Genomic DNA, 16,546 nt, shown 5'->3' with positions numbered 1-16,546 from the left:
ATTATGAAAGACATAACAAAAGCCATTAAAACCATAGTCGCAGACAATAACATGTATTGTTATGATGTGTTATATGAACGTGAAAAAGAGCGATTCTTCGTTCGGGTCTTACTTGACAAAGAAACAGGTATCACCATTGATGATTGCCAAACGATTAGCCAAGAAGTCAGTACAAAACTCGATGAATTAGATCCATTTAAAGATCCTTATTATTTAGAAGTAATGAGTGCTGGGATTGAACATGAGTTACGTAATGATGAAGAAATCAAATTATCGTTAGGAAAAAAAATATTTGTAAAAACCTATGAACAAGTTTTCACAGGGACATTACTTAAATATAAGGATGGGTTACTAACCATTCAAATAGACAATAAAAACACAGTGGACGTTAGTGCGATTGATGCACAAGAATTACGTCTTAGTATATAAGAAGGAGGTTGATAACCATGATTCGTAAAGATTTTTTCAAAGCACTTGAGATACTTGCCCAAGAACGTGGGATTGAAAAAGAAAAAATATTAGACATCTTTGCAAGAGGGTTATTAAACGCGTATAAGAAAGAACATCAAACCAGTGATAATGCACGTATTGAATTTAATGAAGACAAAAATGAAATTTTACTCGTCGCAGAATATACTGTTGTTGATGAAGTAGAAAATCCTGGCGAAATTAGTTTGAAAGACGCCCGCAAAAAACGTAAAACAATTAAAATTGGTGACACGTTAAAAGTTAAAGAAAAACCCAATGAATTTGGTCGTATTGCGGTTTCGAGTGTAAAGCAAATTTTAACACAAGGATTAAAGCAACTAGAACGAGAACGTCAATACGAAATCTTTAAAGCTAAAGAAAACGAAATGATTAATACAAAAGTTGTTAGTTATAATCGTGATTTTGTCACCTTAGATTTAGGGCAAAACATGGAGACAAGCTTACCAAGAAAAGAACTGCTTAAAACAGATGATGTTTCCGAAGGAGCACGTTTAAGAGTGTATATCACAAAAGTTGACATGACAACCAAAGGACCAAAAGTATTTGTTTCACGGACCGATAAAAACTTAGTGAAACGATTGGTTGAACAAGTCTGTCCAGAAGTGCAAGATGGTACTGTTGAAATTATGGGCTTAGCTCGTGATCCTGGAGACCGTGCTAAAATTGCAGTCTATTCTCATGATGAAAACGTTGATCCTGTAGGGTCAGTTGTTGGATACAAAGGAGCACGTATTAAAGAAGTTTTAGATGCGTTACAAGGTGAAAAAATTGATGTTTATGAATGGTCACCTGATCCAATTGAATTGATATTAAATGCTTTGGAGCCGGCTAAAATTGTTGCCGTTAACCCAAATAAGAAAAAGAAATTTGCTCACGTCATTGTTAAAGACAAAGATTTAACGTCTGCTATTGGGAGTGGTGGACAAAATGCCAAACTTGCTGCGCAATCGAGTGGATGGAAGATTGAAATTAAGTCAATATCTCAGGCGAAAGAAGATGGTATTCGTTACCGTCGCATTGATATAGATGATGAAGAAGAATAGAAAAGTTCCACTTAGAACGTGTGTTATCACACAAGAACGTCTTCCAAAACAGCATTTATTGCGTGTTGTAAAAACAAAAGATGGCAACATTTTTGTTGATGAAACACAAAAAGCCAATGGACGTGGCGCATATGTCAAACGTGATGTTTCAGTGATTAAAAAAGCACAAAAGAATAAGCGTTTAAATAAACATCTCAACACAGAGGTACCAGATGAGATCTACGAGACATTGCTAAACATGGTAGATTGAGATGGATAAAGTCTTATCGTTATTAGGATTAGCCAAACGCGCAGGGAAACTTGTGATTGGTGAAAAAAATGTATTAGATGCGTTAAAAGAGTTACAACAACCCGTAATCTTTTTAGGACAAGATGCGGGTAGTAATATCAAGGATAAGGTCAACAAAAAAGCGCATCATTACAAGTTGGTTCTGTGTACTAAATATTCTAAAAAAGAGTTATCACAGGCAGTTGGTACACAAAATCATGCAATGATGATGGTGCTTGATAAGGGGTTTAACGATGCTATAAAAAAGGAATTATGATTTTAAGAAAGAGGTGAATTTGATGAGTAAATCCATCAAAAAGCAAAAGAAAGAGGATACAAGATTATCGAATCTTCCTACAGATAAAGAAACAGATTCAAATATATTATATTATGAAGATGGTATGACGGTTGCTGAAGTTGCTGAAGGATTAGATGTAGCTGTTGGTGATGTTATTAAAACATTAATGAACTTAGGTATAATGGCAAATCAAAACCAAACAGTTGATCGTGAAACGATTGAACTTGTGGCACTCGAATTCGGTAAAGAGTTAAAAGATGCACAAATTACAGACGTTTCTCGTTTTGATGAAATGAAAATCGTTGATGATGAAAAAGATCTCGAAGAACGCCCAGCGGTTGTTACAATTATGGGGCACGTAGATCATGGTAAAACAACATTATTAGATACGATTAGAAATACACGTGTAACGGAAGGTGAAGCAGGCGGAATTACCCAACATATTGGGGCATACCAAGTAAAAAAGAATAATCGTTTAATTACGTTTATTGATACACCAGGACATGCGGCATTTACAGAGATGCGTGCCCGTGGTGCACAAGTAACGGATATTACCATTTTAGTGGTTGCCGCAGATGATGGGGTCATGCCACAAACTAAAGAAGCAATCGATCATGCGAAGGCTGCTGAAGTACCAATCATTGTCGCTATTAACAAAATTGATATGGTTGGGGCAAATCCTGATCGTGTAAAACAAGAATTATCTGAATATAATTTAATCCCAGAAGAATGGGGAGGAGAAACCATTTTTTGTGAACTCTCTGCCCTAACCGGTGAAGGTGTTGATAATCTATTAGAGATGATTCAACTTACCGCCGAAATGGAACAATTTAAAGCAAACCCTAACCGCTTTGCCTCAGGGACAGTGATTGAATCACAACTGACTAAAGGACGTGGACCAGTCGCAACATTATTGGTAAAAAACGGAACTTTAAAAGTCGGAGATAATTTTGTTGTTGGAAATACGTATGGACGTGTTCGCGCAATGGTTGATGAAATGAATCAACCATTAGAAGCAGCAGCACCATCAAAAGCTGTTGAGGTTATTGGCCTCGATGATGTCCCCCAAGCTGGTGACTCGTTTATGGTCTTAGAAGATGAAAAACAAGTGCGTACTGTGGCAGAAGAACGCGCACATAGAGCATGGCAAGAAGAACGTGGTGTTGGTCGTGCAATGACATTAGAAGAAATGTTTAAAGACTATGATGATGGGAAAACAAAAGAACTTCGCATTATCATCAAAGGAGACACACACGGGAGTATTGAAGCTTTAAAAGCATCCATTGAACAAATCAATGTTGAAGGAACTAAAATTGATGTGATTCGTTCAAGTGTTGGAACCATTACCGATACCGATGTAACGCTTGCTGTTGCAAGTGGGGCAATTATTGTTGGTTTCAATGTCCGTCCACCAGCAAAAGTACGTGAAAATGCGAAAGAAAAAGGTATTGACATCCGACTTTATAACATCATCTATAAAGCCTTAGATGAGATAGAACAAGCTTTAACAGGTATGTTAGATCCAGTATATGAAGAAGTGGTAACCGGAGAAGCAGAAGTTAGAGATACATTCAAAATCTCTAAAGTCGGTACAATCGCAGGATGTTATGTGACAAGCGGAACTATTGAACGGAATAGTTTAGTGCGTGTCATTCGAGATGGAATCGTTGTATTTGAAGGTAAAATGGCATCATTAAAACGGTTTAAAGATGACGTGAAAGAAGTCAGAAGTGGATTTGAATGTGGTATTATGATTGAACGATTCAACGATATTAAAGTTGGCGATGTCATCGAAGCATCAGTCGAACGTGAAGTGAAACGTACATAATGAGTAAAGTAGAACATCTACAAACCGACATTCAACGTCAACTTTCAAAAATTTATCAAACCGATGTTAAAGATGATCGGATTGGATTTATTACCATTACAGCCGTAAAATTAACAAATGATTATAGTCATTTAACTGTCTACTATACCATTTTAGGTGATGATGAGAAAAAGAAAGAAGCACGCCGTGCATTAGAACATTCTAAAAAATATGTTAGAACCTTGTTAGCGCAACGGGTTCATATGCGCAAAAGCCCTCAGATTCATTTCAAATACGATGAATCACTTGAGTATGGTAACCGCATTGAACGTGGACTGAAAAAAGTGTTACCGGATGATGACGAATAAATGAATAACGAAAAAGACTAATTTCATAGTTGAAATTAGTCTTTATTTTATAGTTAATTTACGCGATTGTAGGTTTGATTTGGACTTTCGGTTCGAATGTAATATAGAGTTTATATAAGAAGAATCCAATGACTGCGATAATGATATTACTACTTAACATTGCATACCAGATACCACTACTTCCGAGATCGGTAAGATTTTTGAAGGCTAAGATTAAAGGAATCCGGATACCCCATAAGCGAATGATTCCGAGCCAGAATGTCAAATGTGTTTTACCATTTCCGTTATAAACACCAATATAGGTTTGGAAAATCGCCATTAATGGTAACCCTATAAACAAGTAATACATATAAGTGACAGCCAAGTCTAGTGCAAACGGGTTATCGGCAAGGAAAATTTTTGCCATGGGTTCTCTTACAAAGAATCCAATTACAGCCATTGATGTCATTAATACAAGACTTAAGCGTAAACCTTTATAAAAGGTTTCTTTTGCTCTTTTAGGATTTAAATTACCAATATTTTGTCCAATATAAGCACTAAGTACGCCACCTATAGCCATAACAGGATGTAAGAACATACTAGCTATACGGTTCCCAATGTTAAAAGCTGCGGCGGTTTCTTCACCATATGATAAAATGAAACCATTTAAAACACCAAATCCAATCGCTGTAATAGCTTGGCCAAAGGATGCGGGGATTGCGGTTGAAATAATCTCTTTCACAATATCAATATTCGGTTTTAAATAGCGACTGTAAATATGAATACCTGTCTTAGATTTTAGCAACAACACAAACGCAAATGGCATAATCACAACATTGGCAATGACAGTGGCTAACGAGGCTCCGCGAACACCTAAATCAAATCCGTTTATTGTAAAAGCAAGTGATCTATTGAACACCGTGACATTTTGAAAAATGTCAAGCTGGTCAACAATCATAATCGGAGATAGTATGGTGTTTAAAACCATTGCGACAACCCCCAAGATAACGGGTGTTATCGTATCACCACTACTTTGTCTAATGGCAGTAAAGGCAAAAAATAGAAATAGAAATGGGAGTTCAAATGCACGTATGCGTAAATACCCTATACTGTTTTCTAATGTGAATCCTTCCGCACCCATTAAATGCATAATTGGACTTGCTAGAAAGAAACCAAGGACATTCATTACGAGTCCAATTATTAACGCAATCATAACCAGATGCGTTGCGTATTCACGACTTCTTTCAAATTGGCTAGAGCCATATAACTGACTAATTAATGCAGTCCCTGCAACACTGAGCCCCATCCCTAATGATATATAGGTAAATGTAATTGGAAATGTTACGCCAATAGAGGTAATAGCTTCAGATGCGTACCCATCAATTTTGGATACGAAATACATGTCAATTAAATCATGTAAAGTTCTAATTAAATTGTTTAGCATTAGTGGAAATGCTAGTAAAATGAGTCCTTTGTAAATATTGGGATCTTTTAAAATTAAGTAACGTTTTTTATCATCGACACTCATTATTGTCACCTTCTCACTAATCTAGTATACCATTTTGACAAGGTTTGTAAACATCAATACTGTAAAAAAGTGATATATTGTCACATTTTTGCTTTACGGCTTAGATAAACCATCATTGGAATGACAAATAGGCTTAAAAGTGTCGCAAAAATCATGCCAAATATGAATGTGATTGCCAGTGGTCTAAAGAAATCTCCTCCTGTTATATATAATGGGATAAGACCTAAAATGGTGGTCATACTGGTTAATAAAATGGGTCTGATACGATGCTTCGTTCCAATAATACAAGCAGCTTCTAGGGGCAATAATTGTGTTTGCTTAATAATTTCTTCGATCAGTAAGATACCAATATTAACCGTTACGCCAATTAAACTCACCATACCAATTAATGCGGATACAGTGATATCATAATCAAAAATTAATAGTCCACTTAAACTTCCAATAAACGCAAGTGGTATAGTGGTAAAGATGACTAATGGATAAATGAAATGACGAAACTGTAAAACTAACAATAAATACATAATGACGATGGCAATTCCTCCAGCAATTAAAAGGGCATTTGATAACGTAATGAAGAGTTCATTTTCACCAGTAAATTCAACTTCTGTATTATTAGAAATTTCTTCTAAAATAGTTGCTTCTATATCAACAATGTCGCGATTATGATGCGGTGTAATTGATAAATATCCAGCTGGATGATTATTATAATAATATGTAATAATATCAGTCGGTTCTTGATTAAATGTGACAAGTTGCGTGAGCGGATATGAAGACCCATCACTTAAACTTGTTAATGGAATAATACCTATGTTTTGAGAATGGTCAATCATTAATTTTGTTTGAATCGTGTTATTATTTGTGGTTGTTTGCAAGATTGTTTCCTGTATTAATAGTCGATTCATTAACTGAAGCTGTTCTTGTGATGTGTGTTCATCCATAGATTGAAGAGGACTGAGACGCAAACTCTCCTTTGTCATAGATGTTGTTTTATAAATCGTATCGATTCGCGCATCATCTTGTAAAAGGGTATAAATATGATTGACATCACTAGTTGCGTTTTCACCAGTGAGGATTACTTCTAGTGGGGCATCTGGCGGACTCAGTTTTAGTGTTTTGATCTCAACTGTGACACTATCATCAAACGGAGTTAAATCAAATGTTTCAATAAACGCTAACATATCCGCTTTTTGATAGGTAGTATTGACATATAATCGAGCGCTTGGAGTAAGCATAGGTAAGGCAGTTTGACTAAAATGAAAACGTGGCAAGTCGGTGTTAAATGCTGTTGAGACACCGGTAATATATTCATTTTGATCGAAAATTATCTCTAATTGATTGACTGTCTCACTTAAAGACCTTTCATCTTCACTGATAATATTGACATAAAAGTCTGTTTTTTCTTCACTTGGGTAAAGATTAATATCCCGTGTTGTGACTGTGAAATATCCTATCACAGTCCCTAGTATAAGTATGACTGAGAGGATTAAATAAGGGTGATGTATACTGCGTTTAATCGCATCATCAAACCAGCCATAAGAACGTTTTTTATGGGTTTTTGTTTTAACGAAAAACATCGCTAAAATAGGCGTTAAAATAACGCTTATCAAAAGACTAAGTGCGATTGTAATAAGGACTGTGACAGGTAAACTACGGATAAGTTCGCCAACGAAACCAGGAATAAAAATAATACTACCAAACGCGATCAGTGTGGTGAGTGTTGCGGTAAATATTGGCCAGAAGTTTTTCTTAATCGCAGCCATACTAGCACGTTCTTTTGAGTAACCTTGTTCTAAAAATGTTTTTGTACCTTCTGTTAGGACAATCGCATTATCAACCATCATCCCAATCGACAATATGAGGCCAATGATCGATAACTTATGAAGTTCATAGCCTAATACATATAGCCAAATGATGGTTGTGAAAACAATTGTAGGCACAATTGCAACAACAATCAGACTCTGTCTTATTCCGAGGCCTAACATAATAACAAAAAAGACAATAACGATTGCATATAAGACACTCATCAATAAATTATTGAATTGATCATTGACATCTTCAGGTAAGAAAACGATTGGCGTTATTGTATGATTGGACGTGTTTTCAATTTCAGTAATTAGATTTTGTATTTCAGTTTCATAGACGGTATAGTCGATTCCATCTTTAAAGTTAGCCGCAACAATCACAGAAACATCATCATTATATGTCGTTTGTGTTCCGGGTGTAATATTGAATGATGCCACATCCTCTAGTGTTACTAATGGATTTGCTTGTAGTGGTGTTTGCTTGATAGTCGTGAGTGTGGTGTCATCAATAATATGATCTGTCATAGCCTCTTGACTATCTAAGATGTTGTAAACCGTAAGTGGACTAATATTATATTGAGATAATAACTCAGGATGCAAGACAATCTCGAGTTGTTCAGAATACATATTATGTTGTGAGATATCAATGATATCATCATAGTCACTGAGTTCATCAATTAATGTGTTAGCGGTTATATTTAACGTATCTAACTCGCCAGTTATCATAAAAATCATGCTATTTCTCGCCACATAATGGATTTTATCAACAGAGGTAATAGCTCCGTTTTCATATGTTTTCATCCCGTTTGTTAGTGTCTCTTTAAGGCGGTTAACATTACTGGTATCATATGACAAAACAATCTCAAAAAGCACGGTGTTTTGGATATGCCGTGTTTTGATATAATTAACCTCTTCAAAGTCTTCTAAATAGTCATGGATCGATTGAATGGTTTGATCAAGTGACTGATGATTTGGATCAACAGTAGTTGACACGAGCAAATAGGGTGTTTTCATTGTGGGCATTTCTTGTTTGGGAATATCAGTGGTTAAATACATACCAACCGCCAATAGCCCAATCGCTAGTAAGATGAAAACCCATCGTAATCTAATAATAATCGACATAATAACCCTCCTATACACACATATCGTTATGAAACAATTGTCTCAAACCTACTATTATGATAAACTATATTATAGAGAAGATAAAGCGTTATGAAACTTGTGAAACAAGGAGGCCAAATATGTTTCAAAATGAGAAAGAAGATGTCCGTGTTCGATATACGAGAGAGTGGACATTTGAAGCATTACATCAGTTATTGAAGTCAAAAAAAGTATCATCAATAACAATTTCTCAACTGATCGATAAAGCGGGAATTTCACGCGCAACATTTTACCGTCATTTTCATTCAATGACAGATGTGGTTGAAGCTAAAATACTGTCTTTTTTTAGTCAGTTATATGATGATTTAGTTTCTTTGTACTCAAGTGACATGCCTGAAGATGAACAATATTTAATTCGTTATTTCTTTGAAAAAATCAACCAAGAAAAAGAAATGGTAGACGTTGTTTTAAAGACAAAGTGTGATTATATGATGGTAAATGGTATACTAAAGTTAATTACGTATTTTAAAGATCAGTTCTACCCGATTATGATTAATAACACAACAGCCGAAACGTACACATTAGAAATTGTTGCCTCAAGTGCATGGACACTCTTATCACGTTGGCATAAACGGGGGAAACAAGAAGCACCTAATGAACTGGCTACAATTTATTCACAAACATTTCGCCAAGTATCGATGGCGCTATTTGAAAATCGACATATTTCGAGGTGACACGAATGACATTAAAAGAGAAAATTGCCTTAATACCAAATAAACCAGGGTCTTATCAGTTTAAAAATGCCGATGGGAAAATTATTTATGTTGGGAAAGCCAAAGATTTAAAAAAACGGGTAGCCTCTTATTTCACAGGAAGCCATGATGCTAAAACAGCTCGACTTGTGATGAATATCGCTGATATCTCTTATATTATGACAAAAAGTGAGTTAGATGCGTTATTATTAGAACTGAACTTAATCAAAAAATATAATCCCCGATATAATATTATGTTAACGGATGATAAAACCTATCCATATATTGAAATCACGAATGAGATGCATCCCAAACTGATTATTACACGGAATGTTAAAAAACAAAGTGGCCGACTCTTTGGTCCCTATCCTAACGTTAAAGCAGCTAGAGAAACTGTCCGTATACTCAATAAAATATATCCCCTTAGAAAGTGTGACACACTCCCTAAACAAGAATGTTTATATTACCATATAGGACAATGTCTAGCACCATGTATCAACCCAATCAAAAAAGCCGATTATAAACCAATCATTGACGATATTAGACGCTTTTTAAAAGGGGATACAAAAGCTGTAATAAAAACGCTCGAAACGCAGATGTATCAAGCGAGTGAAGCATTAGAATTTGAACGCGCTAATGAATATAAAAAAACGATTGAAGATATTAAAACAACGACAGAAAAACAACGAATCAATCTAAATGATATGAAAGACCGGGATGTGATTGGATACTATGATGATGATCACTTATTATCAATTGAAATCTTTTTCATTCGAAATGGTAAAATCACCGCAAGACATCAAAAACTGGTTGAAATCTATACCGATCCGATTACCTCATTAATCGATTACTTATCGCAGTTTTATGATCGTGAAGCAATCCCTAAAGAGGTCTTTATTCCAGAATCATTAGATGATGCTTCCTTACAAGAATTTTTAAATACAAAAATCCATATCCCGAAACGAGGACCCAAAGCGAAGTTGCTTCAACTAGCTATTGATAATGCCAAACAAGCGTTACTAGAAAAACGTACCGTCATTAAACGTGAATATGAACGAACGATTGGCGCAATTGAAAGAATCGGTGAAAAACTTCATATTCCAACCCCACATCACATCGAAGCCTTTGATAACTCAAATCTTTTTGGTAGTAATGCAGTCAGTTCATTGGTTGTTTTTAAAGACGGCAAACCAAGTAAAAATGATTACCGAAAATTCAAAATTAAAAAAGCCCAAACAGATTCAGACTTTGCGATGATGAAAGAAATACTTTATCGTAGATATTACCGGGTGTTAATGAATGACCTCCCGAAACCTGATTTAATTTTAGTTGATGGGGGAAAGCCACAACTCACAGCGGCAAAATCAATATTAAGCGATTTTAATCTTGATATTCCTTTAGCTGGACTTGTGAAAGATAAGAGTCACTCAACCAATCATTTATTGACAGAGAACTTTGAAAGTGTGCCGCTTAAAACAACCTCAGATGCCTTTCATCTACTCACGCGGATTCAAGATGAAGCTCATCGATTTGCGGTTAATTATCATAAGAATGTCCGATCAAAAGGCATCTTCAACTCTGTTTTAGACGATATTCCAGGGATTGGTAAAAAAACTAAGGAAAAACTATTGAAAAAATACAAAACAATACATAAAATGAAGTTAGTCAGTTTAGAAGAGTTAAAAGCTTTAGGATTAACTGAGCCCCAAGCCCAAAACTTAATCTACGCATTAAAAAAGGAGTAAATTATGGTTATCACAGGAAGAATATATGCGATTAATCCCGATGATCGTATTATCGCAATCAAACACAAACGCGCCATAAGATATTATTACATTCAACGATCACTCTTTAGTGATATGGCAAAATACTTAACACCTAATCGCTTTGTTCAGTTTAAAATATACGATGATCAAACACGTGTTCGTTCAGGTGTAAAAGTTGAAACAATTGATCATTTTATTCGGATTATGTCGATTCGTAAGCGGGAAAATATTGTCTATTATGATACCCGTAAACATAAACATGAAACGCGTGATTTGCTGAATAATTTAGACTACAAATGCTTTTTAGACTTAGAGATGAGTATGCATCCATATTATGTCGATAAAACATTTGTTCAAGAAGTGATTCAAGTAGGATACCTGTTAGTTGATAAGAATGATAATGTTATTCAACGTTATGAAACAATGGTGAAACCTACGCGACATAAATCGATTACAAAACGTACCAAAAAGTTTTTGAATATCACCCAAGAAGATGTCAATAAAGGGATTAGTTTTCACGAATTTTATGAACACTTTGAAGCAATGTTAAATGAATACAACCCAGCGATTTTCATTTGGGGTAAAAACGATTATTTAGCATTAAGAGATGGATACCGTGTTAATGATTTACCATCCCTTAAACCAGTGACACGGTATATTAACCTATTACAGCTTCATAAAAACTACTTCCATTTACAAAACGATATTGGTTTATTTAACTGTCTTAAACTGTATCAAAATATTAAACGGCAACAAGTTCATGATGCATTAGAAGATGCCAAAGCCACATTCGATATTTACAAAGGCTTTAAACGCGTCTTGAATGGCAAATTGCGGATGAATCTTAAAAGGTAATATTGTTTGAAAATACTCATGTAACAGGATAGGGTAATGATGACAATGTCTAACATACTAATCAATCATTAAGATATAACACAGCCTTCGAATGAAGCTAATATCCATTGATGAGACAAAACGATACTTCACCTAAATGATCGATTTCACCATCATTTTCACGATCACTTTTCACTCATTGATGCCTAAAGGATGAACACAGTTATGTGTTCTTTTTTTTAGGCAGGAACAATATTTTATAAAAGCCTATAAATAAGTATTGACAACGCTTACATTATTCTATATAATAACGGTTGTTAAGGGATGATACAGAGGAGCGTTCAATGGGTAACATATTTGTGTGTATGGTGTGGACCTGTAGGAATTTGTGAAGGCATTGAACGCCGAAAAATATAGTCAACCACAGATTATATTTTGATGGATAAAGGGACGCTTTACCCATTGTCATTTAAATGATGAGCTGTTTATGGAGACATAAACAGCTTTTTTATATTTTAAAGGAGGTTACAAAAATGAAGATTGGACAATCGATTCAAGACATTCAGATTGGTGATGAAGCACGTCAATCAAAAACAATTACACAAGAAGATGTAGAACAATTCGGAGACATTATTCAAGATCATAACCCGGCACATTTTGATGAAGACTACGCGAAACAAACCATGTTTAAAACACGTATTAGTCATGGTATGTTAGTAGGATCACTATTTTCAGGACTAATTGGAACAAAATTGCCAGGGAATGGCACAATTTATACTAAGCAATCACTTAAATTTACTAACCCGGTGTATTTTAACGATGTCATTACCGCAACCATTACAGTCACGCATATTAATACTGATAAAAATCGTGTGACATTAGATTGTAAAGCTGTGAATCAAGATGGTGAGGTTGTGATTGTTGGTGAAGCTGAAGTCATGCCACCCAAAAAACAGGAACATAACGATGAATAAACACTTAGCATTAGATAATGTATCAACGCATCTCTTTGATGGGATGACCCTTATGGTTGGTGGCTTTATGTGTGTTGGCACCCCTGAAGCATTAATTGATGAAGTCGTCAAATCAGGGGTTAAAAACTTAACGATTATTTGTAATGATGCCGGCTTTGAATCACAAGGTGTTGGCAAATTAATTAAGCATAATCAAGTATCGCACTTAATTGCTTCACATATAGGCTTAAACCCTTATGCGGGAAAACTAATGAGCCAAGAAAAAATGCAAGTAACGCTTGTACCACAAGGAACACTAGCTGAACAAATTCGCGCTAAAGGCCACGGACTCGGTGGATTCTTGACACCAACAGGTGTTGGAACCATTGTTGAAGAGGGGAAAGATATTATTAAAATTGATCATAAAGCCTATTTATTAGAAACCCCTCTAAGCGCAGATCTTGCCTTAATTTTAGCAGATAAAACGGATCAATATGGGAATGTTGTTTACGCAAAAACAACACGCAACTTTAATCCTTTAATGGCTATGGCTGCGGATAAAACAATCGCTTATAGCCGCAAGGTTGTTGATCACATTGATCCTGACAATGTGATGACACCACATATATTTGTTGATTATGTTTGTCAGGAGGAAAGCCATGAATAAACAAGAAACAAAAATATTTATCGCAAAGCGCGTTGCTCAAGAGTTACATGATGGGGATGTTGTCAATCTTGGGATTGGACTTCCCACCCTTGTAGCGAATTATATTCCAAAGCATATGACAATTTATCTTCAAAGTGAAAATGGGTTATTAGGCTTAGGACCTAAACCTGATGAAGACCATATTGACCCAGATATTTCTAATGCAGGTGGCCAACCGGTTACATTGCAACCTGGGGGTATGTATTTTGATAGCGCAACCTCATTTGGTATTATTCGTGGTGGCCATGTCGATATGACCGTCTTAGGTAGTTTACAAGTGGATGAGACAGGGTCATTAGCTAATTGGATTATACCGGGAAAACTTGTACCTGGTATGGGTGGTGCGATGGATTTAGTCACTGGGGCAAGAAAGGTGATTATCGCCATGACACACACCAATAAAGGTAATCCTAAAATCTTGAAACGCTGTACTCTACCATTAACCGCTGAACATGAAGTTGACATGATTATTACAGAAATGGGCGTTATGACCATTGAAGATGATGGGATTCATCTGATAGAATACAATCCAATGTTTACTTTAGAAGACATACAAGCACATACAGAAGCAAACTTAATAATCGATAATCCAAAACAAATGGTGGTGAATTAAATGGAAAAAGCAATGATTAGAATGCGTCTATCAACCCAAGAAGCACACTATGGTGGTGGCTTAGTCGATGGAGCACACACATTAAAATTATTTGGTGATGTTGCGACAGAGTTATTGATTCGTCATGATGGAGATGAAGGCTTATTTCGAGCATATGAAAGTGTAAATTTTTACGCACCACTTTATGCTGGGGATTACATTGAAGTCACTGGTGAAATTACCCATGTTGGCAACACCTCGCGTAAAATGCGCTTTAAAGCGTACAAAGTGATTACTGCTAATCCAGAGATTGGCCCATCTGCGGCCAGTGTCTTAGATGATAAAATCTTAGTTGCCGACGCAGAAGGAACGTGTATTGTGCCTAAGGAAAATCAATGATAATATGGAGAAACTCGTAATCACTGCGGCTATTTGTGGCGCAGAAGTAACTAAAGATGATAATCCATATGTTCCTTACACAACCAGAGAACTCGCCGAAGAAGCTTATCTTGCAAAACAAGCAGGTGCGAGTATAATTCACCTGCATGTAAGAGAGGATGATGGCACACCAACGCAATCTAAAGAGCGTTTTGAAGAAGCGATTATCGCTATTAAAAAACGCTGTGGTGATATCATTATTCAACCTTCTACTGGTGGGGCGGTTGGGATGACCAATGATGAACGATTAGCCCCAATTGCATTACATCCTGAAATGTGTACGCTTGATTGCGGGACCGTTAATTTTGGGGGTAATGAATTTTTTAAGAATACGGAGTCAGACATCATTTATTTCGCAGAAAAAATATATGCTAACAACATCATGCCAGAACTAGAATGCTTTGGTAAAATGCATCTTGATCACATCTTAAAACTACATAAAGAGGGCATAATAAAGTCCCCTCTTCATTTTAGTTTTGTTTTAGGCACCCGTGCTGGCCAACAAGGCACAGAACGTGATTTTACCTTTTTAACCCAAAGTTTACCCGCTGAAGCGACTTACACAATCACAGGAATCGGCAAGTATGAGTTATCACTTGCGGAACTAGCCATTCAAGATGGTGGCCATGTACGTGTTGGTTTAGAAGATAATATTTATCTTAAAAAAGGCGAACTTGCTAAAGGGAATCAAGAACTTGTTGAAGCAGTTGTTAAATTAGCCCATAAACACAATAGACCCATCGCTACAGTAGAAGAAGCTAGACATATTTTACGACTAAAGGAGGCAACACAATGACAACATGTCGGTATGGAACCAACCGTGTTATCAAGCCGAAAGGAGTCTTACCTCAAGCGGCGACGAAATTAGATAACACAATGACACCGTATCCCAATGAATTACTGATCACAGTAGATACATTAAATATTGATAGTGCATCATTTACTCAAATAAAAGAGGCCTGTAAAAGTGATAAAGATAAAATGAAAGAGATGATTTTAGAGATTGTCTCAAATCGCGGTAAAATGCAAAACCCCGTGACAGGCAGTGGTGGTATGTTGCTAGGGTATGTCAAATCAGTCGGAAAAGACTTCCCAACATCACCAAAAGTCGGCACCAAAATAGCAACCCTTGTGTCTTTATCATTAACCCCATTAAAGATTGATGAGATTATTGATATTAATTTAAAGACAGACCAAGTCAAAATCAAAGGCGAGGCGATTCTGTTTGAAAGTGGTATTTATGCTGAAATCCCTAACGACTTAAATGAACTCGTTGCCCTTGCTGCATTAGATGTTGCGGGCGCACCTGCGCAAGTAGATAAACTCGTTAAACCAGGTGATACAGTTGTTATTATCGGCGCCGCAGGAAAAAGTGGATTACTTTGTTCATATCAAGCGAAAAAAAGTGTTGGAAAAGATGGAAAAGTCATCGCCGTTGTTAATGAAACCAAACAAATCGCATTCTTAGAAGAACATCATGTATGTGATGAGATTATTTTAGCCGATGCGACTGATGCGATGAATGTCTATAACGCAATTAAAGACGTCGCGCCAGATTTAGCTGATGTTACCATCAATGTTGTTAACGTGAATAACACTGAAATGGGCTCTATTCTCAGTACAAAAGATGATGGAATCGTCTATTTCTTTAGTATGGCAACCTCCTTCACAAAAGCAGCTTTAGGCGCAGAAGGGGTAATAAAAGATGTTCAGATGTTAATCGGTAATGGGTACACAAAAGATCATGCTGACTTTACATTGAACTTAGTGAAAACAGAACCTAAAATCAAACAATTGTTTGAACAAATTTATATTTAGGAGG

The 16,546-nt window shown here is 36.0% G+C and carries 17 protein-coding genes and 1 riboswitch; of the genes, 15 read left to right on the top strand and 2 right to left on the bottom strand.

Going from position 1 to position 16,546, the window contains the following annotated elements; genetic code table 11:
• The first annotated feature begins 3 nt into the window (after positions 1 to 3).
• The 6 genes from UMR38_01845 to rbfA are packed head-to-tail and all read left to right on the top strand — an operon-like array spanning position 4 to position 4,273.
• A complete protein-coding gene (locus tag UMR38_01845) occupies positions 4 to 429 on the top strand; it encodes a hypothetical protein (protein MEC9484603.1) in 426 nt (141 codons plus the stop codon).
• A 17-nt stretch (positions 430 to 446) separates the two neighbouring features.
• On the top strand, positions 447 to 1,532 hold the full coding sequence (gene nusA / locus UMR38_01840) for a transcription termination factor NusA (protein MEC9484602.1): 1,086 nt from the start codon (positions 447 to 449) through the stop codon (positions 1,530 to 1,532).
• Complete coding sequence (locus tag UMR38_01835; protein ID MEC9484601.1) at positions 1,519 to 1,782, top strand: YlxR family protein; 264 nt, start codon at positions 1,519 to 1,521, stop codon at positions 1,780 to 1,782. The genes nusA and UMR38_01835 overlap by 14 nt, the downstream gene beginning before the upstream one ends.
• 1 nt (position 1,783) lies before the next feature.
• Positions 1,784 to 2,077, top strand: a complete 294-nt coding sequence (locus UMR38_01830; protein ID MEC9484600.1) for a ribosomal L7Ae/L30e/S12e/Gadd45 family protein — start codon at positions 1,784 to 1,786, stop codon at positions 2,075 to 2,077.
• Positions 2,078 to 2,099: 22 nt separating this feature from the next.
• Positions 2,100 to 3,926 carry a translation initiation factor IF-2 gene (infB, locus tag UMR38_01825; protein MEC9484599.1) on the top strand — a complete coding sequence of 609 codons (1,827 nt, stop codon included), beginning with the start codon at positions 2,100 to 2,102 and terminating at the stop codon, positions 3,924 to 3,926.
• Complete coding sequence (rbfA, locus tag UMR38_01820) at positions 3,926 to 4,273, top strand: 30S ribosome-binding factor RbfA (GenBank protein MEC9484598.1); 348 nt, start codon at positions 3,926 to 3,928, stop codon at positions 4,271 to 4,273. The genes infB and rbfA overlap by 1 nt, the downstream gene beginning before the upstream one ends.
• Before the next feature lie 58 nt (positions 4,274 to 4,331).
• Here rbfA and UMR38_01815 read toward each other — a convergent pair whose 3' ends face one another.
• Together UMR38_01815 and UMR38_01810 are read right to left on the bottom strand one after the other, a co-directional pair.
• Positions 4,332 to 5,780, bottom strand: a complete 1,449-nt coding sequence (locus UMR38_01815; protein MEC9484597.1) for an MATE family efflux transporter — start codon at positions 5,778 to 5,780, stop codon at positions 4,332 to 4,334.
• An 80-nt stretch (positions 5,781 to 5,860) separates the two neighbouring features.
• The gene (locus tag UMR38_01810; GenBank protein MEC9484596.1) at positions 5,861 to 8,704 is read right to left on the bottom strand and encodes an efflux RND transporter permease subunit; all 2,844 of its coding nucleotides are present in this window, start codon (positions 8,702 to 8,704) and stop codon (positions 5,861 to 5,863) included.
• A gap of 119 nt (positions 8,705 to 8,823) precedes the next feature.
• Here UMR38_01810 and UMR38_01805 point away from each other — a divergent pair, with 119 nt between their 5' ends.
• The 9 genes from UMR38_01805 (at position 8,824) to UMR38_01765 (ending at position 16,542) form a co-directional block, all read left to right on the top strand.
• The gene (locus UMR38_01805) at positions 8,824 to 9,417 is read left to right on the top strand and encodes a TetR/AcrR family transcriptional regulator (protein MEC9484595.1); all 594 of its coding nucleotides are present in this window, start codon (positions 8,824 to 8,826) and stop codon (positions 9,415 to 9,417) included.
• A gap of 5 nt (positions 9,418 to 9,422) precedes the next feature.
• Positions 9,423 to 11,180: an excinuclease ABC subunit UvrC gene (gene uvrC, locus UMR38_01800; protein ID MEC9484594.1), complete on the top strand. Its 1,758-nt coding sequence runs from the start codon at positions 9,423 to 9,425 to the stop codon at positions 11,178 to 11,180.
• A 3-nt stretch (positions 11,181 to 11,183) separates the two neighbouring features.
• Positions 11,184 to 12,056 carry an exonuclease domain-containing protein gene (locus UMR38_01795; GenBank protein MEC9484593.1) on the top strand — a complete coding sequence of 291 codons (873 nt, stop codon included), beginning with the start codon at positions 11,184 to 11,186 and terminating at the stop codon, positions 12,054 to 12,056.
• A gap of 301 nt (positions 12,057 to 12,357) precedes the next feature.
• Positions 12,358 to 12,527, top strand: a riboswitch (Lysine riboswitch).
• Positions 12,528 to 12,568: 41 nt separating this feature from the next.
• Positions 12,569 to 13,009, top strand: coding sequence for a MaoC family dehydratase (locus UMR38_01790; GenBank protein ID MEC9484592.1), 441 nt, complete (start codon positions 12,569 to 12,571; stop codon positions 13,007 to 13,009).
• Positions 13,002 to 13,655 (top strand): 3-oxoacid CoA-transferase subunit A, encoded by a 654-nt coding sequence (locus UMR38_01785; GenBank protein ID MEC9484591.1) that lies wholly within the window; start codon positions 13,002 to 13,004, stop codon positions 13,653 to 13,655. Before UMR38_01790 ends, UMR38_01785 begins: the two co-directional genes overlap by 8 nt.
• Complete coding sequence (locus tag UMR38_01780; protein MEC9484590.1) at positions 13,648 to 14,307, top strand: 3-oxoacid CoA-transferase subunit B; 660 nt, start codon at positions 13,648 to 13,650, stop codon at positions 14,305 to 14,307. The genes UMR38_01785 and UMR38_01780 overlap by 8 nt, the downstream gene beginning before the upstream one ends.
• On the top strand, positions 14,308 to 14,685 hold the full coding sequence (locus UMR38_01775) for a hotdog fold domain-containing protein (protein ID MEC9484589.1): 378 nt from the start codon (positions 14,308 to 14,310) through the stop codon (positions 14,683 to 14,685).
• Positions 14,686 to 14,689: 4 nt separating this feature from the next.
• Positions 14,690 to 15,520, top strand: coding sequence for a 3-keto-5-aminohexanoate cleavage protein (locus UMR38_01770; protein MEC9484588.1), 831 nt, complete (start codon positions 14,690 to 14,692; stop codon positions 15,518 to 15,520).
• A complete protein-coding gene (locus UMR38_01765) occupies positions 15,517 to 16,542 on the top strand; it encodes an L-erythro-3,5-diaminohexanoate dehydrogenase (protein MEC9484587.1) in 1,026 nt (341 codons plus the stop codon). The genes UMR38_01770 and UMR38_01765 overlap by 4 nt, the downstream gene beginning before the upstream one ends.
• The last annotated feature ends 4 nt before the right edge of the window (positions 16,543 to 16,546 follow it).

This window comes from Candidatus Izemoplasma sp., from assembly GCA_036172455.1.
Classification (GTDB): domain Bacteria; phylum Bacillota_I; class Bacilli_A; order Izemoplasmatales; family Izemoplasmataceae; genus JAIPGF01.
Note: the sequence above shows the minus strand (reverse complement) of the source record. Positions and strands in the feature narration are given on the sequence as shown.